The sequence below is a fragment of the Tenacibaculum sp. Mcav3-52 genome (assembly GCF_022347665.1).
Taxonomy (GTDB): Bacteria; Bacteroidota; Bacteroidia; order Flavobacteriales; family Flavobacteriaceae; genus Polaribacter; species Polaribacter mesophilus.
The window spans coordinates 172,633-195,588 of record NZ_JAKRGE010000005.1 but is presented as its reverse complement, the minus strand read 5'-3'; the positions used below and the strand labels follow the sequence as shown (position 1 = coordinate 195,588).

The following is a 22,956-nucleotide window of genomic DNA, read 5'->3' as shown; positions in this document are numbered from 1 at the left end:
TTTTTATGAATAGAACTATTAAAGATTACTTCGTAATCATGTTAAAGGGAATTGCTATGGGAGCAGCTGATGTGGTTCCAGGTGTTTCAGGAGGTACCATTGCGTTTATTTCAGGAATTTATGAAGAACTACTAGGTTCTATTAGTAATATTAACTTAAAGTTACTTAAAACTTTAAAAAAAGAAGGTTTTAAATCAGCTTGGAAACAAGTAAATGGTAACTTTTTAGTAACTCTTTTTGTTGGAATTTTTATTAGTATCGTTTCGTTAGCAAAAATGATTTCTTGGTTATTAATGCACCATCCAGTTTTAGTATGGTCTTTTTTCTTTGGGTTAGTATTAGCAAGTGTTATTTACATAGCAAAACAAGTTACTCAATGGAATCTCGCTTCAGGAATTTTACTAATGTTGGGAGCTATATTAGCTTATTACATCACAACGCTAAATCCGTTGGTTTCAGAAAACTCTTCAATGTCATTTATGTTTTTAGCAGGGGCAATAGCAATTTGCGCTATGATTTTACCAGGTATATCAGGATCTTTTATACTAGTATTATTAGGAGCCTATAAACCAGTATTAGCAGCCGTAAACAACCGTGATTTAACAACTATAACAGTTGTTGGTTTAGGAGCGATTGTAGGTTTATTACTTTTTTCAAGAGTTTTAAAGTATCTGTTTGAAAACTATAAAAACCATACTCTCGTTGTCTTAACAGGGTTTATAATAGGGTCATTAAACAAAATTTGGCCTTGGAAGAAAGTATTGACATACAGAACCAATTCACACGGAGAACAAATCCCTTTTAATGAGTTATCTATTTCACCATTTTCCTACGATGGAAATCCACAATTAATGTATGCAATAATCTTAGCCTTAATTGGTTTTGCACTTATTTTATTGCTAGAAAAATTAGCAGTAAAAAAGCACTAGAAAATAACTAACTTAGCGTTCTAATCAAACCGCATGTATAAAGAGCGCACGCTATCACAAAAAATAACCCTTTTTTTAAAAGGCTTGATAATGGGAGGAGCCAACAAGGTACCAGGAGTCTCAGGGGGCATGGTAGCTTTTGTAATGGGGTTTTATGAAGAGCTTATTTATACTTTTCAAAGAATCAATGGTAAAGCTTTTAAACTGTTGTTTAATGGACGTTTTAAAAGTTTTGCAACCTATACCAATTTACAATTTTTAGTTTGGGTAATGGCAGGAAGTATGTTCAGCTACTTCAGTGTATCTCTTATTTTAGATTATTTCTTGAAAAATTACGAACTGTATGTATGGTCATGGTTTTTTGGAATGATTATAGGCTCTATTTATTATATATCGAAAGATTTTAGAGAATGGAAACTTAAAACAGTTTTAGGACTATTTATTGGAGCATCAGTTGGAATCTCTATTAGTTTTATGACACCCGCCACAGAAAATGATAATCTTTGGTTTGTCTTCTTATGTGGTATTATAGGAGTTTCAGGAATGACATTACCAGGACTTTCAGGCTCATTTATTCTTATATTATTAGGAAACTATGTTTTGTTGTTAGTAGATAGTGTAAATGTATTAGGCAATGTAATTACAAATCTATTGTCTGGAAACTTTGAAGTACTGAATGATCAAGTAAAAGTTCGTTACTTAAAAATTATAGGAGTTTTTACAGCAGGTTCAGCTTTTGGGCTTGTGTCTATTTCACATGTTTTAGGGTATGTTTTAAAAAGATGGCATGAAATTGTAACAGCAATTATTATAGGTTTTATTACTGGGTCATTAGGTGTTGTTTGGCCATGGAAAGAAACTATTTATAAAAAAGAAGCAGGTGTGTTTTTGCTTGATCAGAGTGGGAACAAAATTATAGAAAATTACCAGAGATTTATACCCAATTTTAACAATCAAGAAACATGGGTTTCTATAGGATTCATTATTATTGGAATTGCATTAATACTAATTATTGATTTTTATGACCAAAAAAGAAAATAAGCATTTATATGCTTTAGTAGGAAAGAACATTTCGTACTCATTTTCTCGCGGATATTTTACCGAAAAATTTGAAAAATTAGATTTAAAAAATCATGAGTATATCAATTTTGATATTCAATCAATACATGAACTACCTGAAAAAATAAAAGAAAATAAAAAACGCTTAAAAGGAATGAATGTTACGATTCCATATAAGTTAGATGTTTTTAATTTTTTAGATAGAATAGACAAGAAAGCTCTAAAAGTAGGAGCAGTTAATACTATTAAAATAACCAAGAAAGGGAGATTAAAAGGATATAATACTGATGTGTATGGGTTTAAAAAATCATTAAAACCATTAGTAAAGAAATATCATAAAAGAGCCTTGATATTGGGAACAGGTGGGGCATCTAAGGCTGTAGCCTATGTATTTGAAAGCTTAGGAGTGAAATATAAATATGTATCTAGAACTCCTGAAGGAAAAAAGCAAATCTCCTATCAAGATATAGGTAAAGAACTTATAGAATCACATTATATAATTGTAAATTGTACACCGTTAGGTACACATCCAAACGTAGAGAACTGTCCAGATATTCCATATAAATTTTTATCAGATAAACATTTATTATACGATTTAATATATAATCCGTCAGAAACTACTTTTTTACGTAAAGGTAAAGAGCAGGGAGCAACTATAAAAAATGGATTAGAGATGTTAGAGCTACAAGCAGAAAAAGCTTGGAAAATATGGAATAATAGCTAAAATTTTAAAAACTAAAATAAAATTTGCTATTCTCTAAGAATCCTTATCTTTATAATCTAAATCAAAGGAACTTAAACATTGTAGATATGTTAGAAAACAACGAAGAGAAAGTAGAAAAGCCAATCACAGAAGAGCAATCAAAGGTTAGTAGGGAAACTGAAAATGCAGTTAATGAAGTTGAAAATGAAGTAGCCAATGAATCTGAAAAAGCAGATGAAAAGCACGAAATACCTATGCTTGATTATGCTTCGATGGAGCTAGAAAAGTTGGTAGATGAATTAAAAAAATTACTAAAAAGCCATCCAATTCAACAATTAAAATCAAATGTAGATGCTATTAAAACAGCGTTTAACTCAAAGTTTGGGGCTTTATTAGCAAAGAAAAAAGAGGCATTTTTGGCAGATGGAGGAAATTCTATAGATTTTCAATTCTCTAGTCCAACAAAAACAGAATACAATAAGTTATTAGGTGAATATAAATCCAAGCGTGATGCTTACTATTCTCAATTAGAAAAACAATTAAAAGAAAACTTAGAGAGACGAAATAATTTAATTGAAGAGTTAAAGACTTTAATTAAAGATGCTGACCCAAAAACGATGTATAATGATTTTCAAGAAATTCAAAATCGTTGGAAAAGTGTTGGAGCTGTGCCTAAAACAAAGTATAATGATACCTGGAGAACATATCATCATCATGTAGAACGTTTTTACGATTTACTACATTTAAATAAAGACTTTAGAGAGTTAGATTTTAAACATAACCTTGAAGAAAAACTACGACTAATTGAAAGAGCAGAAGCTTTAAATGATGTAGAAGACGTTAATGTAGCTTTTAAAGAGTTACAAGAATTACATCGTATGTGGAAAGAAGATGTAGGACCTGTGTCAAGAGAACATAGAGAAGATGTTTGGGGAAGGTTTAGTGAAGCAACTAAAAAAATTCATGACAGACGTCATCAGCATTACAGAGAATTAAAGTCAAAGCATCAAGAAATGATTGATGCAAAACTAGCTGTTGCAGCAGAAATAAATGCGTACGATACATCAAGCAATAAAACACACAACGACTGGCAAAAAAGTATTGTAGAAATAGAAAAACTACGAAAAAAATACTTTGACATAGGAAAATTACCTTACAGTAAGAGCGAAGCTGTTTGGCAAGAGTTTAAAGCAGCAACTAAAAAGTTTAACTCAGCTAAAAATGCATTTTACAAGCATGAAAAAAGTGCACAAAACGAGAACTTAAGGAAGAAAATGGAATTGGTAGAGCTTGCAGAAAGCTTAAAAGATAGTGAAGACTGGAGTGAAACTACCAATACTATGAAGCGTATTCAAGCAGATTGGAAAAAAATAGGACATGTGCCTAGAAAATTTTCTGACGATATCTGGAAAAAATTCAAAAATGCTTGTAATTACTATTTTGATAGATTACACGCCCATAAGAATGAAGAAAATAAAGAACAATTAGTAGTAGTAGAGGCTAAGAAAGAATTTGTAGAGCAAATTAAAGTTGCTGAAATTTCTACCGAAGAAGATGTAGAAAAAGCCTTAGCAGATTGGAGAGCACTAGGAGCATTGCCAAGAAATGCACGTTATTTGGATGAAAAATTCAACAAAGCAATGGATGCACATCTCGATAAATTGGATATGAGCAGAATTGATATTGAAATGATGAAGTTTAAAGGCGTTGTAGATACATATTTAGCACAAGAAGACTATAGAAAATTAGATAGTGAACAGTTCTTTATTAGAAAAAAAATAGATGAAACTGTACGAGAAATGCAACAGTTAGAAAACAATTTAAGCTTTATTTCAAACGCTACAGAAGATAATCCTTTAGTACAAAATGTACGTAAAGGAATCCAAGAATTTAAAGACCAGTTAGATCTTTGGCAAGAAAAACTAGACTACTTAAAAAGATTAGATTATTAAAAACAATATAATAATCATTAAAAACTCGAGCCTTTTAAGGTTCGAGTTTTTTATTTGTTTTTTTAGTAAGTTGTTTGGCTACTTTGAGTTCAAAATTTGATAGAATGGTAATAATAAAGACTTCAACGATAATATAAATCCATCCTAAGTTAGTAATAGTTTTTCTATGAAGAAATGCTACTCCAATAGAAAGACAGCAATATAGTAGGTTTACAACTGCAATTCCTTTTAAAAAACATCTAAGATTATTGTGGTTTTTTCGGTAACAGTAAAAATCATACATAGTAAAGATCAAAGGAAAAACAGTTAGAAAATACAGACTAGAAGGAGGAATTCCTATGGTGCTTTCAAACTTTACTAACACAACACCCAGTAAAAAAGCAGATAAAAAAGCTCCAAAACCATCTATTAAAAACAACTTTTTAGGGTTTAGGATAACGTTTTTTAAAAGCTTTTTAATCATGAAAAAGATAAAATACAGTTGCTTTATAGAGGTTTTGAGTTTACATAAAAGTTTTTGTCAACCTCAATTGAGTCTCCTTTAATAGTTTTTGTTTGCCAATTATCAGAAGGTTTTAGTAATTCATCTTTTCCATCAACAGTTACTTTTATAGGCATATTAAAACCTCCAACAACATTATTCCAACGATATTTTAAGGTGTTGTTTTCAATAGTATACTCCAGCTCTGGAATCTTCACTGTACGTAAATATTGATCGAATACTTTACTTAAATCAATACCAGATTTTTCAATCATGTACTTTTCGATTTCTTGAGTAGTTACTGTTTTATGATAAAAATCAGCATTCAAACCACGTAAAATTTGACGCCATTTTTCATCATTATTAACTAGTTGACGAATTGTATGAAGCATATTAGCCCCTTTATAATACATGTCTCCAGAACCTTCATCATTAACATTATAATTTCCAATTATAGGAATATCATTTTGAATAGAACTTCGTGTTCCTATAACATATTCAGCAGAAGCTTTTTTACCATAGTAATAATCTAAAAATAAGTTTTCAGAGTAAGCTGTAAAGCTTTCGTGAATCCACATATCAGCAATATCTACATTGGTAATATTATTAGCAAACCATTCATGACCAGCTTCGTGAATAATAATAAAGTCGAATTTTAGTCCCCAACCAGTTCCAGATAAATCTCTACCTAAATACCCGTTTTTATATTGATTTCCATAGGTAACAGAACTTTGATGTTCCATTCCTAAATATGGAACTTCTACTAGTTTAAAGCCATCTTCATAAAAAGGATATTTACCAAACCAGTGTTCAAAAGCTTTCATCATCTTGGGAGCGTCTTTAAATTGCTTTTTGGCTTTTTTAAGATTGTCACGTAACACATAATAATTCATATCTAACGCTCCACCTTCACCTTGGTATTTTTCAGAAAAATGTACATAATCTCCAATGTTTACATTAATTCCGTAGTTGTTGATAGGATTATCAACAAACCAATGATAAGTAGTTGTATCGTCATTGTGTTTTTCAATATTACGTAAACGCCCATTAGAAACATCCATTAAATTTTTAGGTACACGAACACTAATTGCCATACTATCTACCTCATCATACATATGATCTTTATTTGGCCACCAAACACTAGCTCCTAACCCTTGACAAGAAGTAGCAACAAAGTGATTTCCATTACTGTCTTTTTTCCAAGAAAAACCACCATCCCAAGGAGCTCTAATCGCTTCTTTAGGTTTACCTTCATAATATACATCAACAGAGTTTACAGTTCCTTTCTTTTGAGGAGATTGTAGTTGAATAAAATGCGCATTTCCTTCAGAAATAACTTTTAGTTCTTTATTGTTTTGAGTCGCTTTGGTAATTTTTAAAGGAGGTTGTAAATCTATTTGTAAAACTTGATAAGGTTTTAAAACTTTATATTGTACAGTATTTTTTCCTTTAATAAACTTTTTGTCAGGATTAACGGTTACGTTAAGGTGATAATATGTTAAGTCCCACCAAGATCTTTCAGGCGTAATAGAACCACGTAAAGAATCTTGACGTGTAAACGTTTTATTTTTTGAAAATAACGAGGTGCTTTTTTGAGCGGTTGAAGAAGAACATCCAGCAATTAAAATTGCTAAAGATGTCATAAAAACAGATAAAGAAAACGTTTTTTTATACATGGTATTTGTTCTTGTAAGATAAAATGCTAAGATAAGTTTTAAAGTTTTTTTATTGAAGCTAACTTTAAGATATTTGCTTAAAATAAGAACAATGTCAAAAACAGTTTTCATTACAGGAGCTTCTTCAGGAATAGGAAAATCAATAGCTATCTATTTACACGATAGAGGGTTTAAAGTTTATGGAACAAGTAGAAATCCACAAAAAGTAACTACTCCATTTCAAATGGTAGCATTAGATGTAACTGACCAAGAATCAATAAAGAAAGCTGTAGAAGAAGTAATCACTGCTGAAGGAAAGATTGATGTGTTGATAAACAATGCAGGAAAAGGAATTACTGGTCCAATTGAGGATACACCTACACAAGAAATGAAAGATAATTTTAATACAAATTTTTTTGGGGTAATTGATGTTGTTAAAGAAGTGTTGCCTCATATGAGAAAACAGCAACTGGGAACGATTATTAACACAACTTCAATAGCAGGATACATGGGGTTACCTTTTAGAGGAATTTATTCTGCAAGTAAAGGGGCGTTAGAGTTGGTAACAGAAGCGTTAAGTATGGAGGTGAAAAGTTTCGGTATTAAGGTTGTTAATGTAGCTCCAGGAGATTTTGCTACGAATATTGCTGCAGGAAGGTATCATACACCTGTTTTTGAAAACTCTGCTTACAAAGAAAAATATGCTGAAAACTTAGCATTGATGGATGCTCATGTTGATTCTGGTGCAGATCCAATACTAATGGCAGAGGCAATCTATAAAATTATTGAAAACAAGAACCCAAAAATTCACTATAAAGTTGGTGGATTTATGGAGAAATTTTCAATTGTATTAAAAAGAATTTTGCCTGATAAAATTTATGAAAAATTACTAATGAATCATTATAAATTGTAAATTCGCAGAAGATTAGTAATTAAAGAAAAATCAAGGTATAAAACATTGTTTTATATGTTGTTTTTATAGAGAGTTGAACTCGCAAAACTCAAGAATTAGAACACAACTACATAATAAATATACAGATGAAATTTTTTATTGATACAGCTAACTTAGATCAAATAAGAGAAGCACAAGCTTTAGGTATTTTAGACGGGGTAACAACAAATCCATCGTTAATGGCTAAAGAAGGAATAACAGGAGAGGGGAATATTATCAATCATTACAAAGCAATTTGTCAAATTGTAGAAGGAGATGTTTCTGCTGAGGTAATTTCTACTGATTTTGATGGTATGGTAAAGGAAGGAGAAGCGTTAGCTGCTTTAAACCCTCAAATAGTAGTGAAACTACCTATGATTAAAGATGGAATAAAAGCGTGTAAATATTTTTCTGATAAAGGAATTAAAACCAATGTAACTTTAGTGTTTTCTGCTGGTCAAGCATTATTAGCAGCAAAAGCTGGAGCAACATATGTATCACCATTTATTGGTCGTTTAGATGATATTTCTACAGATGGTTTAAATCTAATAGCTGAAATTCGTCAGATATTTGATAATTATGCGTTTGATACTGAGATTTTAGCAGCATCTGTACGTCATACAATGCATGTGATTGATTGTGCTAAAATTGGGGCTGATGTTATGACAGGGCCTTTAAGTGCAATTGAAGGATTGTTAAAACACCCTTTAACAGATATTGGTTTAGCAAAATTTTTAGCAGATTATAAAAAAGGAAACTAACCAACGAAGTTGGCTTTAGTATTTTGTCATTCCCGCGAAAGCGGGAATCTCATTTTTTAAAAGATATGTACCCAAAAAAAGAACTCGCACAATTAGTAGTTTCAGCATGTAATCAATTTGATATTGATACCGTTGTAATTTCTCCAGGCTCTCGTAATGCACCACTTACTGTCGGATTTTCAAATCATCCAGAAATAGAAACATTAAGTGTGGTAGATGAGCGTTGTGCTGCCTTTTTTGCTATGGGAATAGCACAACAAAAGCAAAAACCTGTTGCCATTGTATGTTCGTCAGGTTCTGCTTTGTTGAATTATTATCCTGCGATAGCAGAAGCTTTTTATAGCAATATTCCGCTAGTTGTAATTTCAGCAGACAGACCCAAGCACCTGATTGATATTGGTGATGGACAAACCATTCGTCAAGAGAATGTGTTTAAGAACCATATTTTGTTCTCAGCTAATTTGATTGAAGAAGAAAGTCAGTTAAAAAATAATATCAGTTTATTAATTGAGGCATTACAAACTTCAATCACTCAAAAAGGACCAGTTCATATCAACGTTCCGTTTGATGAACCTTTATATGAAACACTTGAAAAATTAGATTCGGTCATTGCGAACAAAGTGAAGCAATCTTTTGAAAAGATGAATGTCATTTCGAGCGCAGTCGAGAAATCTTTTGATTTAGAAAAAATAGCTTCTATTTGGAATTCTTCAGTCAAAAAAATGATTTTGGTAGGAAGTCATTTCCCAGATACTGAACTTCAAAAAATATTGAATGTATATGCAGAAGATACTTCTGTTTTAGTGTTAACAGAAACTACCTCAAATATATACAATTCTAAGTTTATCAATAACATAGATAAATTAATCTCTAAGTTAACTGAAGAAGAATATAAAGAGTTGCAACCTGAAGTATTACTAACTTTAGGAGGAATGGTAATTTCTAAAAGAATTAAACAGTTTTTACGAAAATTACAGCCAAAACATCATTGGCATGTTGATGAGTTAAAGGCGATGGATACATATCACTGTTTGTCAGAATTTTTACAAGTAAAACCTGTAACCTTGTTAACAAGTCTTTCTAAGGAAAAGAAAAATGTTGAAAGTAGTTATCAACATGCATGGTTACAAGAAAAAGAACAAAGAGCTGTAAAACATGAAGAGTATTTGAAAGATTGCGAATATTCAGATTTAAAATCTTTTGAAGTTATTTTAGAAAGTATCCCAGATAACTCGCAAGTACAAATAAGTAACAGCTCAATTATTCGATACTCACAATTGTTTGATGTAAACTCTACGCTAAAAGTATTTTGTAATAGAGGAACAAGCGGGATTGATGGAAGTACAAGTACAGCTGTAGGAGCAGCATATGCCTCAAAAAATCAAACAATATTTATAACAGGAGATTTAAGTTTCTTTTACGACAGCAATGCATTGTGGAACACAAATATTCCGAAGAATTTTAGAATTATTATTTTAAACAATGCAGGAGGTGGTATTTTTAGATATATCCCGGGGCCATTAACAACAAATGCTACGGAGTACTTTGAAACACCGCATGATTTAACTGCAGAGCATTTATCAAAAATGTATGGTTTTGAATATGTTCAAACAAAAGACTTAAAGAGCTTGCAAAATAGTTTGATTTCGTTTTATGAAGAATCGGATCAGCCAAAAATAATGGAGGTTTTTACTCCAAAAGAAATAAATGACGTAGTTTTAAAAAACTATTTTAAAAACTTATAAAATGGAATTAAAAGAAGGTGATAAGGTAGATTTAGTAATTGGTGTTCAAACCGCTTTAGGTTATTCAGTATTAATTAATGAAGCATATGAAGGCTTATTGTATAACAATGAAGTTTTTAGTGATGTAGAAGAAGGAATGCGAACAATAGGTTATATTAAAAAGATACGTGAAGATGAAAAAATTGATGTATCACTACGACCGCAAGGATTTAAAAATGTAATTGATTCAGATGTTGATATAATCTTAAAAAAGCTAGAAGAAAAAGGCTTTTTATTGTTAACAGATAAAAGCTCTCCTGAATCAATTAAATTTCACTTGCAGATGAGTAAAAAAGCATTCAAGAGAGCTATTGGCAGCTTGTATAAGAGTAAAAAAATAGAATTACAAGAAGACAGAATAGTGTTAAAATAAACTATTCTTGTCCTTCTTCTTCTTCAATAATTTCCTCGTCATTATTTTTAATTTCTTCTTTCTTTTTAGTTTCCATTAAATCGTTTACACGTTTAATGTTTTCGTAAAAAGCATTTGCATTAGGATCAGAAGGATCCATTTTTCCATAAGCAGCTTTGTAGTAAAAATCTGCCTTTTCGTAGTCTTTTCCAAGTTCATGGTATTTACCTATATAAAAATCACCCATATGAGAATCAGGGTATTTTATCATTACAAAATCCCCTAAAACTCTCAAGTAATCACCATCTTGTCTGTCAATTACAATATCTTCAATAACAAAAATGTCATCTAAACGAACATTTAAGTTAGAACCGTATAGATACTGAATATCTAGATATTTTTTTTCCACATACTTAATTGCATCTAAAGGAGCCAAATCTTTAACATTAGCTTCGTACTCTTCTTTAGTAATTTTAGAATATAAGCTAAACATTTGTGTAAAAGCTCTAGGAATAGTTTCTCCAATTATAGCTAAATAGCTTGGAGAAGAATCAAATTCATCAAAAACAACATTAAAGTTTTTAGCTTCATAGGATGTTAATAACGTTTTAATATCACTAAATCGATTATATTGATTAGTGTCAATGTACTTTTTGTTATTACTTGTATATAAGAAGTAAGTGTTATCTATAGAACCCAGTCTGTTAAGAGAATAAGACTCCATAATAGCGGGAGCAAACTGAGGAAAATCAGGAGTGATACAGATATAAGAATTAAAAATAGGTTTTTCATCTTTTAAGTAGTGAGTAATAAAATTAGCAGCTTTTCCTTCACCTATAATTGTCATAAAAGGAGAAGTTCTAAAGTTTCCTTCCATAAAAGGAATTAACTCATGTTTAATAAAATTAAAAAAATGTACCCCTGAACTGGTTAAGGAATTATTAGAAGGTATTATAGAAATATCTTTTCCATAAGTGTTTTTCATATCAATACCTACTACAATTTGTCTGGGTGCTTTATCTACATTAGCATAAAGTTTAGCATTACCTACATATAAATCAAAAAGATACTCGTCACCTAAAACAATAGCTAGAGGATAATTAGTAGTTTCATCTACATCATAGCCTTTTGGAAGGTAGATTTTTACATTTCTATCTTTTTCTAATTCTTTTGAATTGATTTTTTGAGTAACAACTTTTTGAGAAAAAAGACTAATACTAATTAATAGGGTAAATAATAAATATACTTGTTTCATATTTAGGGGTAAATTATATCGTTCAAATATAGAAAAGAAAAATAAAGTTATTATGTTATTTTTGTACAACTAAATAACGACAATATTTTAAAATTATGATACAACCAGACTGGAAAGTTGCCAAAGAGTACGAAGATATTACCTATAAAAAGTCACACAACGTTGCAAGAATAGCATTTAATAGACCCAATGTACGTAATGCGTTTCGACCAAAAACTACTTCAGAGTTATTGGATGCGTTTCATGATGCACATGAAGATACGAATATAGGAGTGGTATTGTTGTCTGCTGAAGGGCCATCAACTAAAGATGGAGTTTGGAGTTTTTGTTCTGGAGGAGATCAAAATGCACGTGGACACCAAGGTTATGTTGGAGATGATGGTTACCACCGTTTGAATATTTTAGAAGTACAGCGTTTAATACGTTTTATGCCAAAAGCAGTAATATGCGTGGTTCCAGGTTGGGCTGTAGGTGGCGGACATAGTTTGCACGTAACTTGTGATTTAACTTTAGCGAGTAAAGAACATGCTATTTTTAAGCAAACTGATGCCGATGTTACTTCGTTTGACGCAGGTTATGGTTCAGCATATTTAGCTAAAATGGTGGGGCAAAAGAAGGCCCGTGAAATATTTTTCTTAGGAAGAAACTACTCAGCACAAGAAGCGTATGAAATGGGTATGGTAAATGCCGTAATTCCACATGATGAGCTAGAGCAAACAGCTTTTGATTGGGCACAAGAAATTTTAGCAAAATCACCAACTTCAATAAAAATGTTAAAGTTTGCAATGAACTTAACGGACGATGGAATGGTAGGGCAACAAGTATTTGCAGGAGAAGTAACTCGTTTAGCATATATGACGGATGAAGCCAAAGAAGGACGTGATGCGTTTTTAGAAAAACGTAAGCCAAACTTCCCTAAAACGTGGATACCATAACTGATTGATAATTTTAAGAATTATGAATTACGAGTTAGAGGTTTTTAATTCGTAATTCTAAAATCATAATTCGTACTTGAAGAAATGAAAATAATTTGTATAGGACGTAATTACGCAAAACACATAGAAGAGTTAGCAAATGAAAGACCAGAAAACCCGGTAGTTTTCTTAAAACCAGATTCGGCTATTCTTCCTAAAAAAATGCCATTTTTTATTCCTCCGTTTTCAAATGATATCCATTATGAGGTGGAAGTATTGGTAAAAATTAATAAGGTTGGAAAGCACATTTCTCCAAAATTTGCTCATAAATATTATGACACTGTAGGCTTAGGGATTGATTTTACTGCGCGTGATGTGCAAGCACAATGTAAAGAAAAAGGATTGCCTTGGGAAAAAGCAAAAGCTTTTGATGGTAGTGCTATAGTAGGAGAGTTTTTTCCGAAAGAAGATTTTGACTTAGAAAACTTGTCTTTTCAATTACAAAAGAACGATGAGGTTGTACAAGATGGAAATACCACTAGTATGTTGTGGAAAATTGATGAGTTGATTAGTTACGTGTCGCAATATTTCACGTTGAAAAAAGGAGATATTATCTTTACAGGAACACCAGCAGGAGTTGGAAAAGTGGCAGAAAATGACATTTTAACAGGAACTATTGAAGGAAAACAAGCTTTTCAAATTAAAGTAAAATAAAATATATCCCGCTTCGGCGGGATTCTTTTTTAGATATATACATGAATGCAGAAATCATTACGATAGGAGATGAAATTCTTATCGGACAAATTATAGATACCAATTCACAATGGATTGGTCAAGAACTTAATAAAATTGGAATTTCGGTATATCAAATCTCCTCAGTCCAGGATGAAAAACAACATATTTTAAATGCGTTAAAAGAAGCAGAAAGTAGAGCAGATATTGTGATAATAACTGGGGGGTTAGGACCTACAAAAGATGATATTACTAAAAAAACAATTGCTGAATATTTTAAAGATGAAAAGATTATTGAATATCCAGAAGTAATTGATAATATTAAATATCTATTCAAAAAAGTTAATCATCCGTTCAACGAAATACAGAAGTATCAAGCGCAGCTTCCTTCGAAAGCAACCTTATTAATGAATCGTTTAGGAACTGCACCAGGAATGTGGTTCTATGAAAATAATACTGTTTTTGTATCTCTTCCGGGAGTACCATATGAAATGAAAGGGTTAATGAAGTATCATGTATTGCCTAAGCTACGGTCTACTTTTAAATTGCCATTCATTTTACATAGGACAATTATGACGGTAGGTACAGGGGAAACAATTATTGCAGAAAGAATTTCTGATTGGGAAGAGAGTTTACCTAATTTTATAAAGCTAGCCTACTTGCCATCTTATGGACGTGTTCGTTTACGTTTATCAGCTAAAGGAAAAGATAAAGAGGTATTAGTGAAAGAGATGGAAAAGCAAGTTGCAGCATTATATATGCTAATACCAGAAATTATCGTTGGAGATGATAATGAAACATCTTTAGAAAAAGAAGTGGGTAAACTGTTAAAAAAACATGGGAAAACTGTTGCTACAGCAGAAAGCTTAACAGGAGGGAAAATAGCGTCAACCATAGTTTCAGTTCCAGGAGCATCTTCATATTTTATGGGAGGATTCGTTACGTATACAGCAGCTTTAAAAGAACAACTACTCAATGTTTCTAAAGAAGTTATTGATAAATATACGGTAGTAAGTAAAGAAGTAGCTTTAGCAATGGCAAAAGGATGTTTGGAGAAGTTACAAACAGATTACGCGATAGCTGTAACAGGAAATGCAGGTCCAACAACCGATCATAATGATAAAAGTGTAGGATTGGTATATATTGGTATAGCAACTAAAAGTGGAGTAGATGTTTATGAGTTTAATTTTGGGGAGCCAAGAGAAAAGGTAATTAATAGAACGGTAACCAAATCTTTAGAACTTTTACAAGCTGCCATATTAAAATAAATTAGTATTTTTGCAGCCGTTACGCTTCCAAATAGGTTAGATGCTGAGCCTAGTTTTGAAAAGATTAAAATTAATTAAAATTTAATCGAGAATATTTTTGTGCAGTAAATTAAAATGCATAAATTTGCACCTCGTTTAGAAATAACACTAAAAACTGTCAAGAAGATGTCTAGAGTTTGTGAATTAACAGGAAAAAAAGCGATGGTAGGTAACAATGTATCTCACGCTTTAAATAGAACTAAAAGAAGATTTAACGCTAATTTAATGACTAAGCGTTTCTATATTCCAGAAGAAGATAAATGGGTAACTTTAAAAGTATCTGCTTCTGCATTAAAAAATATTAATAAAAAAGGAATCTCTGCGGTTATTAAAGAAGCTAGAGAAAAAGGTTTCTTAACTAAATAATTCCTTACTAGATAAAATTTTAGAGAGATGGCAAAAAAAGGAAACAGAGTTCAAGTAATTTTAGAGTGTACTGAGCACAAAGCTTCTGGTCAACCAGGAACTTCTCGTTATATTACAACAAAGAACAAAAAGAATACTCCTGATAGAATGGAATTAAAGAAATTTAATCCAATCTTAAAGAAGATGACAGTTCATAAAGAAATTAAATAATAAGCTACGGCGTAAACTTTAATATAAAATGGCAAAGAAATCAGTAGCATCGTTACAAACAGGTTCAAAAAGATTAACCAAAGCTATCAAAATGGTAAAGTCTCCAAAATCAGGAGCTTATACATTTGTTGAAGCTATTATGGATCCAGAAAGCGTGAATGACTTTTTAGCAAAAAAGTAATTCTTGTATACAGTTTAAAGAAAAGCTACTTTCATTAGAGAGTAGCTTTTTTTATATTTGACAGTCTCAAGTTTTTTGAATACGTTAAAGATTTGGGAATTATCCTAGCAAGTCGGGCTTTCGGCAGTCGCTTCCCGAAGTATCGGGAGAGCTTTAATAAATGCCTCAATCCTTAACACTAAAGCTGTGGAACAATGACAATTTGACTGTATTAGTAAAATGGTATAGTTTTTAACCTATGTAAGCGATTATAAAATTTAAAAATGAGTTTTTTTAAGAAAATCTTCTCTAAAGAGAAAAAGGAAACCTTAGACAAGGGATTAGAAAAAACCAAAACAAGTTTTTTCTCTAAATTATCAAAAGCAGTTGCTGGTAAAGCTAAGGTTGATGATGATGTATTAGATAATTTAGAAGAAGTATTGGTATCGTCTGATGTAGGAGTAGAAACTACCCTGAAAATAATAGATAGAATAGAAGAACGTGTATCTCGCGACAAATATTTAGGAACAGAAGAGCTAAACCAAATTTTACGTGAAGAAATAGCGGGTTTATTATCAGAAACCAATACTGGTGACGACACCGATTTTACTATTCCAGCAAATACGAAACCTTATGTGTTAATGGTTGTAGGTGTTAATGGAGTAGGAAAAACAACTACGATAGGTAAACTAGCTTCACAATTTAAAAAGAAAGGGTTAAAAGTTGTTTTAGGAGCAGCGGATACCTTTAGAGCCGCAGCAATAGATCAGCTACAAGTTTGGGCAGATAGAACAGACGTACCAATTGTAAGACAAGAAATGGGTTCCGATCCTGCCTCTGTAGCTTTTGATACAGTTCAATCAGGTGTAAATCAAGGAGCAGATGTTATAATTATCGACACTGCAGGACGTTTACATAATAAAGTAAACCTAATGAATGAGCTAACAAAAATAAAACGTGTAATGCAAAAAGTAATACCAAATGCACCACACGATGTATTGTTAGTGTTAGATGGTTCAACAGGACAAAATGCTTTTGAACAAGCAAAACAATTTACGAAAGCAACAGAAGTAACTTCGTTAGCAGTAACTAAATTAGATGGTACCGCAAAAGGAGGCGTTGTTATCGGAATTTCAGATCAATTTAAAATACCTGTGAAATATATTGGAGTAGGAGAAGGTATTGATGACCTACAAGTATTCAACAAACATGAATTTGTAGATTCGTTTTTTAAATAGAAAAACATAAGTAAATAAAAAAACTCCCAATTTGGGAGTTTTTTTATTCTAAACAGTTTCAATAACCTTGTTAAAAGCCAATCTCGATTTAGGTTTTCTGTCTGGTTGATTAAAATCCTCTTCATCTCTATAGCCAATAGCCACAGCAACAACAGTTGCGTAATCTTTGTTGTTTAAAATTTTGTCATAATTTTCTGGTTCAATACCTTCCATTGGAGTGGCATCGATTCCCATTTCAGCACAAGCACTTAAAAAAACTCCTAAAGCCAAATATACTTGTCTGTTAAACCAGGCTTTAATTTCTTCTTCAGGTTTTGGCTTTATAAATTCTTTATAATAACCAACAGCACCCTCAGGGAGCTCTTCTTCAATTTGTTTTTCAAACAAATCAATATCATTAATTCGATTAAAAACAACAATGGTATCACTTTCAATAACCTTGCTAGTATTTAACCAAGATACTTTTGAAAGTTGTTCTTTAGTATCAGTGTCAGAAACAAAAGTGAATTTCCATGGTTGGCTATTTATTGAAGAAGGACTTAATTGTAAAACCTGTTGTAACTCTTTGATTTTTTCTGATTCAATTTTTTTTGAAGCATTATATTTTTTTGTTGTATAACGTTGCTGCATTGATGTTATAAAGCTCATATTCTATTTTTTAATTAAACTATAAAAATTATAGTATCAAAAGTAAGTATAGTTTTTTATCTTTGCAATAACGGTCAAAAAGGATAGTATAAATTATGGAGGTACAAGAATCTAAAACACTTAAGTTTAAAGGAAGAGAGTTCCCCTGCTGTACGAGTCTTACTATGGGAGTTATTGGAGGGAAATGGAAAACAGTAATTCTTTTTCATTTAATAAAAGGAACGCTTCGTTACAGTGAGTTAAGAAAAGAAATTCCAATGGTTACAGAACGAACTTTAAGTTTACAGTTAAAAGCCTTGGAAGAAGATGGTGTAATAAAAAGAAAAGTGTACACCTCAAAACCACCATTAAAAGTAGAGTATTCTTTAACTGATTTAGGAAAAAGTTTAATTCCTATAATTCAGTCTATCGCAGACTGGGGAGATTTTGCCGTAACAAACCATTCTAAATAATAATTTCCGTATATTATCAACTATTAGAGTTTAGATAATAAGGCAGTTTTGTTATCCTAAATAAAACTTTTCAATTTTTATAATTACATTTGATTATCAAATATTTGACCAATGAGAAAAGCTACTTTTTTATTATTAACTCTTCTATTTATAAGTGCATGTAAGCAAAAAGCTGTAAAGGTATATTTTAAAGCTATGATGAATCATCAGAAATAGAAAAACAGCAAGATCACGAGAAAAAGAGAATGCAGTTTAAATTACTTCAGTCTCATTTTTTAGATTTAAATAAAGAACTCAAACCTTTTGAAAAGGAGCTATCAAGATTTTCAGAAGAAGAATATCAACAACTAAAGCCATTAATTTTAGAAAAAGATATTCCAACTATTCAAAAGAGCATAACAAATAAAAAACTCACGTACGAAAAACTAACATTATTCTATTTATATAGAATACGAAAGTTTGAAAGTGATAGTACAAAGTATTTGAATGCAATTATATCTCTAAATCCAAAGGTATTAGAAGAAGCAAGAGCAAAAGATAAAGAATCAAAAGAAGCAAATGAATTTTCCTTGAATGGAATTCCAATTTTGATAAAGGATAATATTGATGCCGCAGGAATGATAACGACTGCTGGAGCTGTAGTTTTACAAAACAACTCAACTGACAAGGATGCTTTTATTGTCAAAAAATTAAGAGAAGCGGGAGCATTAATTTTAGGAAAAGTAAACTTAAGTGAATGGGCATACTTCTTTTGTGAAGATTGTCCGTTAGGGTATAGTGCCACTGGAGGGCAAACCTTAAATCCTTATGGAAGAAAAGTTTTTGAAACAGGAGGTTCTAGCTCAGGAAGTGGAGTTTCTGTAGCAGCAAACTATGCCGTAGCTGCTGTAGGTACAGAAACAGCAGGGTCTATAACTTCACCATCAAGTCAAAACTCAGTGGTTGGATTAAAACCAACAATTGGTGTTTTAAGTCGCTCAGGAATTGTTCCGATTTCAAGTACGTTAGATACTCCAGGTCCGATGACTAAAAGTGTCGTAGACAATGTTATTTTATTTGAAGCGATGCTAGGAAAAGATAATGAGGATGCTGCTTCTTTAGAAATAGAAGATTTTAAACCTAAAGAATTACTTAATGAAAGCTACACAATCCAAGGAAAAAGAATAGGAGTGCTAAAACCTATTTTAACAGATTCTATTTATAAAGCAAGTGTAGAAAAGTTACAAGAAGCTGGTGCAGAAATTATAGAGATAACTCCACCAGAAATTTCGTTTGATGGATTTATTACGCTGCTAAATATAGATATGAAACATGATTTACCTGAATACTTAGCTACTCACGGAAACAAAAAGCTAACAGTGAAAAATATACAAGATGTGGTTGAGTTTAATAAAAAAGATTCTACAAAAAGAGCTCCTTACGGACAACAGCTATTTGAAGGAATAATAAAAGATACGACTAGTTTAGCTCAGTTAGAGGTGGTAAAAGATAGTCTAAGTTATAATGGAAAGAAATTTTTACAAGCTTTAAAAGCCCAAAATTTAGATGGTATTCTATCAATTAATAATTATCATTCTGGTATTGCAGCAGTAGCGAAGTATCCGACATTAACAGTTCCTATGGGATATAAAAACTCTGGAGAACCTGTTAGTTTAACGTTTATAGGGAAGCCTTTTACTGAAAAAGAATTATTGCAGCTAGGGTATGCTTTTGAGAAACTAACGAAAGCAAGAAAGACTCCAGTTGATTATCATTAATAGGACTACATATAAAATAAAAACTCCCAATTCGGGAGTTTTTATTTTAATTCTCTAATTTGTATTTTCCAATATAACCAGACACATCTCCGCCGAGATAAAGATATCCATCATGCTCTTCAACAGAACTAGCTTCTGACACAACTTTACCAGTCGTGTCATAATAAGTTTTTAAAATCTCTCCATCAGCACTCAAATGCATAATCATTCCATAGCGAGCTACTTTAGGTTGTAAAAATAGAGGAAGACCATATACTAACTTTTTTACAAGAGGTTTAGAGTGTATTTCATCTAAAGAAGAATCTCTTTTAGTTGAAAAACCAAGCCAAAAACTACCATCGGTTCTTCTAGAAACTCCATTAGGAAAACCAGGTAGGTTATCAAGAAAAATATCTGTTGTTCCTTTATTACTGCCTTTTAACCAGTATCTAAGAATTCTATATTTAGCCAAATCTACCATTAACACAAAGTCATCCTTTTGAGAAACCGCAACACCGTTTCCGAAATAAGTACCCTCTATAAGTGTTTTTACTTCTTTGGTTTTCGGATTGTAACTATAAAGACCTCCATCAGGTTTAGCTTCCATTAATAGTTTCCAAATATGTGTTCTACTAAAAGGAATTTTAGAAGAAGTATTGGTAAAGTAAATAATCCCATCAGAAGCAATGTCTACATCATTGGGGATAAGAAACTTGTTCCCGTTTTCATCTTCACTTGCTAAAGTGGTAATTTTTCCTTTTTTATCTACACTAATCAACCCTCTTTCTAAGTCACAAGCAATTAGATTTTGATTGCTGTCAAAATGTAAACCAGCAACCCAAGATTCCGTATTACAAAAGACAGAAACTTTTCCCGATGTGTCAATTTTTAAAATTCTACCATCTGAAAAGTCTGTTTCAGAAATATGAACTCCACAATATAGATTTCCTTGTTTATCTATGGCAATATCCTCAGGCCCATACCAACCGTCTAAATCGATGTGTTGAGTTGAGCTTAGTAGTTCATTTTCATGAAGCGCGCCTACTAATTTAGGAGGTGTAGGAGGAAACCAAGCTTCTGGATTAATTGAACATGATTTAAAAGTAACACTGGTTATAAAAATGAGTAAGATTAATAATGTAGCGTATTTTACTAATGATGCAATTTTCATTGTATTTGTTTTTATAATTTATAAAGACAAAGAAAATGACAGTAATTTATTTCTATCTTGACAAATGTTAGGAAATAGTAACTTCTTTTCGAATCCTACTCAAAGATTCGGCAGCTATACCAAGAAAGCTTGCGATTTGGTATTGAGGAGCTCTTAAAACAATTTTTTTATCATAGTTTTTAATAAAGTCTAAATACTTTTTTTTAGCCGATTTTGTTTGCATAGTTAGAACTCTTTGTTGTGCACAAAGGTGATTTTGCTCAGCTAAAACTCTACCAAACTTCTCAAAGTTGGGAGATTCTTTATATAATTGAGTTAAACTTTCAAAAGAAATTTTATAAACTACGCTATCTTCAATAGCTTCTAGAAACTCAAGAGAAGGAGTTTGGTATATAAAACTATCAAAAACTGTTATAAACTGGTTATCGCAAGAAAAATAGGTTGTAAACTCTTTATCTTCTATATTTTTAAATGTTCTAAAAAAACCAGATTCAATAAAGTATAAATCCTTAGCTTTTCTCCCTTCTTTAATAACTAATGTTTTTGATTTATACTCTTTTTTTTCTAATTGATTATAAAATGTTTTAAACTCATTTTCAGTAAGTCCGATTAAGTCGTATAATAATCTTTTGAGTTCGTTCATTTTTTAATAAGAGGTTAACGTAGTTTGTAAACATACAAGTTTCTTAATAACGAAGTTACCGAAAACAAGGATAAGAATCAAACTAATTTTTAGGGGTTTAAAGTTAAATAAGTTCAATTAAAACGTATCTTTGCACACCGAATTTTTATAGTATGCGTACCAAAACAACAAAACAAAACAAAATTAATGTAGTTACTTTAGGTTGCTCTAAAAACGTTTACGATAGTGAAGTGTTAATGGGGCAGTTAAAAGCTAATGGTAAAGAAGTGGTTCATGAAGATGAAAATGACGATGGAAATATTGTAGTAATTAATACGTGTGGTTTTATTGGTAAAGCCAAAGAAGAAAGTGTAGAAACTATTTTACACTACGCACAGAAGAAAGAAGAAGGTGAAGTAGATAAAGTGTTTGTTACGGGGTGTTTAAGCGAACGTTACAAGCCAGACTTAGAAGCTGAAATTACCAATGTAGATCAGTATTTTGGTACACACGATTTACCAAATTTGTTAAAAGTTTTAGAAGCAGACTATAAGCATGAGTTAATTGGTGAGCGTTTAACAACGACACCTGAACACTATGCCTATTTAAAGATTGCAGAAGGATGTGATCGTCCGTGTTCGTTCTGTGCCATTCCGTTAATGCGTGGTAAGCATAAATCGACACCAATTGAAGATTTGGTTACAGAAGCAACGAAATTGGCAGAAAAAGGGATTAAGGAAATTATGCTAATCGCACAAGATTTAACCTATTACGGATTGGATATCTATAAAAAGCGTGCTTTAGCAGATTTATTAAAAGAATTAGTAAAAGTTGAAGGTATAGAATGGATTCGTTTGCATTATGCCTTTCCAACTGGTTTTCCGATGGATGTGCTAGAAGTGATGAAGAACGAACCAAAGGTTTGTAATTATTTAGATATTCCGTTACAGCATATCAATACCGAAATTTTAAAGTCGATGAAGCGTGGTACAACGCACGAAAAAACGACTTCGCTGATTCATAAATTTCGAGAGGCAGTGCCAAACATGGCAATTCGTACAACATTAATTGTTGGATATCCGGGAGAAACTGAAGAGCAATTCCAAGAATTAAAAGACTGGGTAGAAGAGATGCGTTTTGAACGTTTAGGAGCTTTTGAATACTCGCATGAAGAAAATACAGGGGCCTATGTTTTAGAAGACGATGTACCTGCGGATGTAAAGTTTAGAAGGGTGAATGAAATTATGGAAGTGCAGTCGCAAATTTCTTGGGAATTAAATCAGGAAAAAATAGGAAAGACTTTTAAATGTTTATTTGATAGAAAAGATGGTGAATATTACTACGGACGTACCGAGTTTGACTCACCAGATGTAGATAACGATGTTATTGTAGATGCTCGTGAATATTATACCAAATTAGGAGAATTTATTGATGTTGAAATTTTCGATGCAGGTGATTTTGACTTACATGGAAAACCAGTAGTAAAACAAGAAAGACCAGTTCCTTTAAATCAAAAGAGAAAATAAAATCAAACCTGC

The 22,956-nt window shown here is 31.7% G+C and carries 24 protein-coding genes; 18 read left to right on the top strand and 6 right to left on the bottom strand.

The genetic code is table 11. The features are described from left to right. The first annotated feature begins 5 nt into the window (after positions 1–5). The 4 genes from MHM83_RS13820 to MHM83_RS13805 all read left to right on the top strand — a co-directional run bounded on the left by MHM83_RS13820 (position 6) and on the right by MHM83_RS13805 (position 4,643). Positions 6–929, top strand: a complete 924-nt coding sequence (locus tag MHM83_RS13820) for a DUF368 domain-containing protein (RefSeq protein WP_047790619.1) — start codon at positions 6–8, stop codon at positions 927–929. 33 nt (positions 930–962) lie between these two features. Further along, on the top strand, positions 963–1,970 hold the full coding sequence (locus MHM83_RS13815) for a DUF368 domain-containing protein (protein ID WP_239180369.1): 1,008 nt from the start codon (positions 963–965) through the stop codon (positions 1,968–1,970). Then, a complete protein-coding gene (locus MHM83_RS13810; RefSeq protein ID WP_239180367.1) occupies positions 1,951–2,712 on the top strand; it encodes a shikimate dehydrogenase family protein in 762 nt (253 codons plus the stop codon). The genes MHM83_RS13815 and MHM83_RS13810 overlap by 20 nt, the downstream gene beginning before the upstream one ends. An 86-nt stretch (positions 2,713–2,798) precedes the next feature. After that, positions 2,799–4,643, top strand: coding sequence for a DUF349 domain-containing protein (locus MHM83_RS13805; protein WP_073183411.1), 1,845 nt, complete (start codon positions 2,799–2,801; stop codon positions 4,641–4,643). A 34-nt stretch (positions 4,644–4,677) separates the two neighbouring features. On the opposite strand, the gene MHM83_RS13800 is transcribed toward MHM83_RS13805, so the two are convergent. Together MHM83_RS13800 and MHM83_RS13795 are read right to left on the bottom strand one after the other, a co-directional pair. After that, positions 4,678–5,061 (bottom strand): hypothetical protein, encoded by a 384-nt coding sequence (locus MHM83_RS13800; protein WP_239180366.1) that lies wholly within the window; start codon positions 5,059–5,061, stop codon positions 4,678–4,680. Positions 5,062–5,129: 68 nt separating this feature from the next. Further along, positions 5,130–6,800, bottom strand: coding sequence for a M1 family metallopeptidase (locus MHM83_RS13795; protein ID WP_239180365.1), 1,671 nt, complete (start codon positions 6,798–6,800; stop codon positions 5,130–5,132). A gap of 91 nt (positions 6,801–6,891) precedes the next feature. Between MHM83_RS13795 and MHM83_RS13790 the strand changes: the two genes are divergently transcribed. The 4 genes from MHM83_RS13790 (at position 6,892) to MHM83_RS13775 (ending at position 10,628) form a co-directional block, all read left to right on the top strand. Continuing rightward, on the top strand, positions 6,892–7,692 hold the full coding sequence (locus tag MHM83_RS13790) for an SDR family oxidoreductase (protein ID WP_239180363.1): 801 nt from the start codon (positions 6,892–6,894) through the stop codon (positions 7,690–7,692). A gap of 125 nt (positions 7,693–7,817) precedes the next feature. Further along, positions 7,818–8,471, top strand: coding sequence for a fructose-6-phosphate aldolase (fsa, locus tag MHM83_RS13785; protein ID WP_047790625.1), 654 nt, complete (start codon positions 7,818–7,820; stop codon positions 8,469–8,471). A gap of 65 nt (positions 8,472–8,536) precedes the next feature. Next, positions 8,537–10,216 (top strand): 2-succinyl-5-enolpyruvyl-6-hydroxy-3-cyclohexene-1-carboxylic-acid synthase, encoded by a 1,680-nt coding sequence (menD, locus tag MHM83_RS13780; protein ID WP_239180361.1) that lies wholly within the window; start codon positions 8,537–8,539, stop codon positions 10,214–10,216. Between the two features lies 1 nt (position 10,217). Beyond that, entirely contained in the window at positions 10,218–10,628 is a 411-nt protein-coding gene (locus MHM83_RS13775; protein ID WP_047790627.1) for a hypothetical protein, read from the top strand. 1 nt (position 10,629) lies between these two features. Here the strand turns inward: MHM83_RS13775 and MHM83_RS13770 are convergent, their stop codons facing one another. Continuing rightward, positions 10,630–11,862, bottom strand: a complete 1,233-nt coding sequence (locus MHM83_RS13770; protein ID WP_239180359.1) for an alpha/beta hydrolase-fold protein — start codon at positions 11,860–11,862, stop codon at positions 10,630–10,632. 95 nt (positions 11,863–11,957) lie between these two features. Here MHM83_RS13770 and MHM83_RS13765 point away from each other — a divergent pair, with 95 nt between their 5' ends. The 7 genes from MHM83_RS13765 to ftsY all read left to right on the top strand — a co-directional run bounded on the left by MHM83_RS13765 (position 11,958) and on the right by ftsY (position 16,789). After that, the gene (locus tag MHM83_RS13765) at positions 11,958–12,797 is read left to right on the top strand and encodes a 1,4-dihydroxy-2-naphthoyl-CoA synthase (RefSeq protein ID WP_047790629.1); all 840 of its coding nucleotides are present in this window, start codon (positions 11,958–11,960) and stop codon (positions 12,795–12,797) included. Positions 12,798–12,881: 84 nt separating this feature from the next. Beyond that, the gene (locus MHM83_RS13760; RefSeq protein WP_159509482.1) at positions 12,882–13,490 is read left to right on the top strand and encodes a fumarylacetoacetate hydrolase family protein; all 609 of its coding nucleotides are present in this window, start codon (positions 12,882–12,884) and stop codon (positions 13,488–13,490) included. Between the two features lie 41 nt (positions 13,491–13,531). Then, entirely contained in the window at positions 13,532–14,776 is a 1,245-nt protein-coding gene (locus MHM83_RS13755) for a competence/damage-inducible protein A (RefSeq protein ID WP_239180357.1), read from the top strand. Positions 14,777–14,941: 165 nt separating this feature from the next. Continuing rightward, positions 14,942–15,181, top strand: a complete 240-nt coding sequence (rpmB, locus tag MHM83_RS13750; protein WP_047790661.1) for a 50S ribosomal protein L28 — start codon at positions 14,942–14,944, stop codon at positions 15,179–15,181. A 27-nt stretch (positions 15,182–15,208) separates the two neighbouring features. Beyond that, on the top strand, positions 15,209–15,391 hold the full coding sequence (gene rpmG / locus MHM83_RS13745; RefSeq protein ID WP_013070733.1) for a 50S ribosomal protein L33: 183 nt from the start codon (positions 15,209–15,211) through the stop codon (positions 15,389–15,391). A 28-nt stretch (positions 15,392–15,419) separates the two neighbouring features. Next, a complete protein-coding gene (locus tag MHM83_RS13740; RefSeq protein ID WP_073183390.1) occupies positions 15,420–15,572 on the top strand; it encodes a DUF4295 domain-containing protein in 153 nt (50 codons plus the stop codon). Between the two features lie 263 nt (positions 15,573–15,835). Continuing rightward, the gene (gene ftsY, locus MHM83_RS13735) at positions 15,836–16,789 is read left to right on the top strand and encodes a signal recognition particle-docking protein FtsY (RefSeq protein WP_047790632.1); all 954 of its coding nucleotides are present in this window, start codon (positions 15,836–15,838) and stop codon (positions 16,787–16,789) included. A 48-nt stretch (positions 16,790–16,837) separates the two neighbouring features. Here the strand turns inward: ftsY and MHM83_RS13730 are convergent, their stop codons facing one another. Further along, entirely contained in the window at positions 16,838–17,437 is a 600-nt protein-coding gene (locus MHM83_RS13730; protein WP_047790633.1) for a nitroreductase family protein, read from the bottom strand. Between the two features lie 95 nt (positions 17,438–17,532). On the opposite strand from MHM83_RS13730, the gene MHM83_RS13725 reads away from it, so the two are divergent. Both MHM83_RS13725 and MHM83_RS13720 read left to right on the top strand, forming a co-directional pair. Next, positions 17,533–17,889, top strand: coding sequence for a winged helix-turn-helix transcriptional regulator (locus tag MHM83_RS13725; protein ID WP_047790634.1), 357 nt, complete (start codon positions 17,533–17,535; stop codon positions 17,887–17,889). Between the two features lie 245 nt (positions 17,890–18,134). Continuing rightward, positions 18,135–19,646: an amidase family protein gene (locus MHM83_RS13720; protein WP_239180355.1), complete on the top strand. Its 1,512-nt coding sequence runs from the start codon at positions 18,135–18,137 to the stop codon at positions 19,644–19,646. Between the two features lie 46 nt (positions 19,647–19,692). On the opposite strand, the gene MHM83_RS13715 is transcribed toward MHM83_RS13720, so the two are convergent. Both MHM83_RS13715 and MHM83_RS13710 read right to left on the bottom strand, forming a co-directional pair. Next, complete coding sequence (locus tag MHM83_RS13715) at positions 19,693–20,796, bottom strand: SMP-30/gluconolactonase/LRE family protein (protein ID WP_239180353.1); 1,104 nt, start codon at positions 20,794–20,796, stop codon at positions 19,693–19,695. A 67-nt stretch (positions 20,797–20,863) separates the two neighbouring features. Next, on the bottom strand, positions 20,864–21,439 hold the full coding sequence (locus MHM83_RS13710; RefSeq protein WP_239180351.1) for a Crp/Fnr family transcriptional regulator: 576 nt from the start codon (positions 21,437–21,439) through the stop codon (positions 20,864–20,866). 152 nt (positions 21,440–21,591) lie between these two features. On the opposite strand from MHM83_RS13710, the gene rimO reads away from it, so the two are divergent. Next, complete coding sequence (gene rimO / locus MHM83_RS13705) at positions 21,592–22,944, top strand: 30S ribosomal protein S12 methylthiotransferase RimO (protein WP_239180349.1); 1,353 nt, start codon at positions 21,592–21,594, stop codon at positions 22,942–22,944. Positions 22,945–22,956: the final 12 nt, after the last annotated feature.

Coding starts and splice junctions, on each gene's coding strand:
- rpmG (WP_013070733.1), top strand. CDS start 15,209: ATGGCAAAAAAAGGAAACAGAGTTCAAGTAATTTTAGAGTGTACTGAG.
- rpmB (WP_047790661.1), top strand. CDS start 14,942: ATGTCTAGAGTTTGTGAATTAACAGGAAAAAAAGCGATGGTAGGTAAC.
- MHM83_RS13755 (WP_239180357.1), top strand. CDS start 13,532: ATGAATGCAGAAATCATTACGATAGGAGATGAAATTCTTATCGGACAA.
- MHM83_RS13730 (WP_047790633.1), bottom strand. CDS start 17,437: ATGAGCTTTATAACATCAATGCAGCAACGTTATACAACAAAAAAATAT.
- MHM83_RS13770 (WP_239180359.1), bottom strand. CDS start 11,862: ATGAAACAAGTATATTTATTATTTACCCTATTAATTAGTATTAGTCTT.
- MHM83_RS13740 (WP_073183390.1), top strand. CDS start 15,420: ATGGCAAAGAAATCAGTAGCATCGTTACAAACAGGTTCAAAAAGATTA.
- MHM83_RS13765 (WP_047790629.1), top strand. CDS start 11,958: ATGATACAACCAGACTGGAAAGTTGCCAAAGAGTACGAAGATATTACC.
- MHM83_RS13790 (WP_239180363.1), top strand. CDS start 6,892: ATGTCAAAAACAGTTTTCATTACAGGAGCTTCTTCAGGAATAGGAAAA.
- MHM83_RS13720 (WP_239180355.1), top strand. CDS start 18,135: ATGCAGTTTAAATTACTTCAGTCTCATTTTTTAGATTTAAATAAAGAA.
- MHM83_RS13795 (WP_239180365.1), bottom strand. CDS start 6,800: ATGTATAAAAAAACGTTTTCTTTATCTGTTTTTATGACATCTTTAGCA.
- MHM83_RS13775 (WP_047790627.1), top strand. CDS start 10,218: ATGGAATTAAAAGAAGGTGATAAGGTAGATTTAGTAATTGGTGTTCAA.
- MHM83_RS13815 (WP_239180369.1), top strand. CDS start 963: ATGTATAAAGAGCGCACGCTATCACAAAAAATAACCCTTTTTTTAAAA.
- ftsY (WP_047790632.1), top strand. CDS start 15,836: ATGAGTTTTTTTAAGAAAATCTTCTCTAAAGAGAAAAAGGAAACCTTA.
- MHM83_RS13760 (WP_159509482.1), top strand. CDS start 12,882: ATGAAAATAATTTGTATAGGACGTAATTACGCAAAACACATAGAAGAG.
- fsa (WP_047790625.1), top strand. CDS start 7,818: ATGAAATTTTTTATTGATACAGCTAACTTAGATCAAATAAGAGAAGCA.
- MHM83_RS13725 (WP_047790634.1), top strand. CDS start 17,533: ATGGAGGTACAAGAATCTAAAACACTTAAGTTTAAAGGAAGAGAGTTC.
- rimO (WP_239180349.1), top strand. CDS start 21,592: ATGCGTACCAAAACAACAAAACAAAACAAAATTAATGTAGTTACTTTA.
- MHM83_RS13710 (WP_239180351.1), bottom strand. CDS start 21,439: ATGAACGAACTCAAAAGATTATTATACGACTTAATCGGACTTACTGAA.
- MHM83_RS13805 (WP_073183411.1), top strand. CDS start 2,799: ATGTTAGAAAACAACGAAGAGAAAGTAGAAAAGCCAATCACAGAAGAG.
- MHM83_RS13810 (WP_239180367.1), top strand. CDS start 1,951: ATGACCAAAAAAGAAAATAAGCATTTATATGCTTTAGTAGGAAAGAAC.
- MHM83_RS13715 (WP_239180353.1), bottom strand. CDS start 20,796: ATGAAAATTGCATCATTAGTAAAATACGCTACATTATTAATCTTACTC.
- MHM83_RS13820 (WP_047790619.1), top strand. CDS start 6: ATGAATAGAACTATTAAAGATTACTTCGTAATCATGTTAAAGGGAATT.
- menD (WP_239180361.1), top strand. CDS start 8,537: ATGTACCCAAAAAAAGAACTCGCACAATTAGTAGTTTCAGCATGTAAT.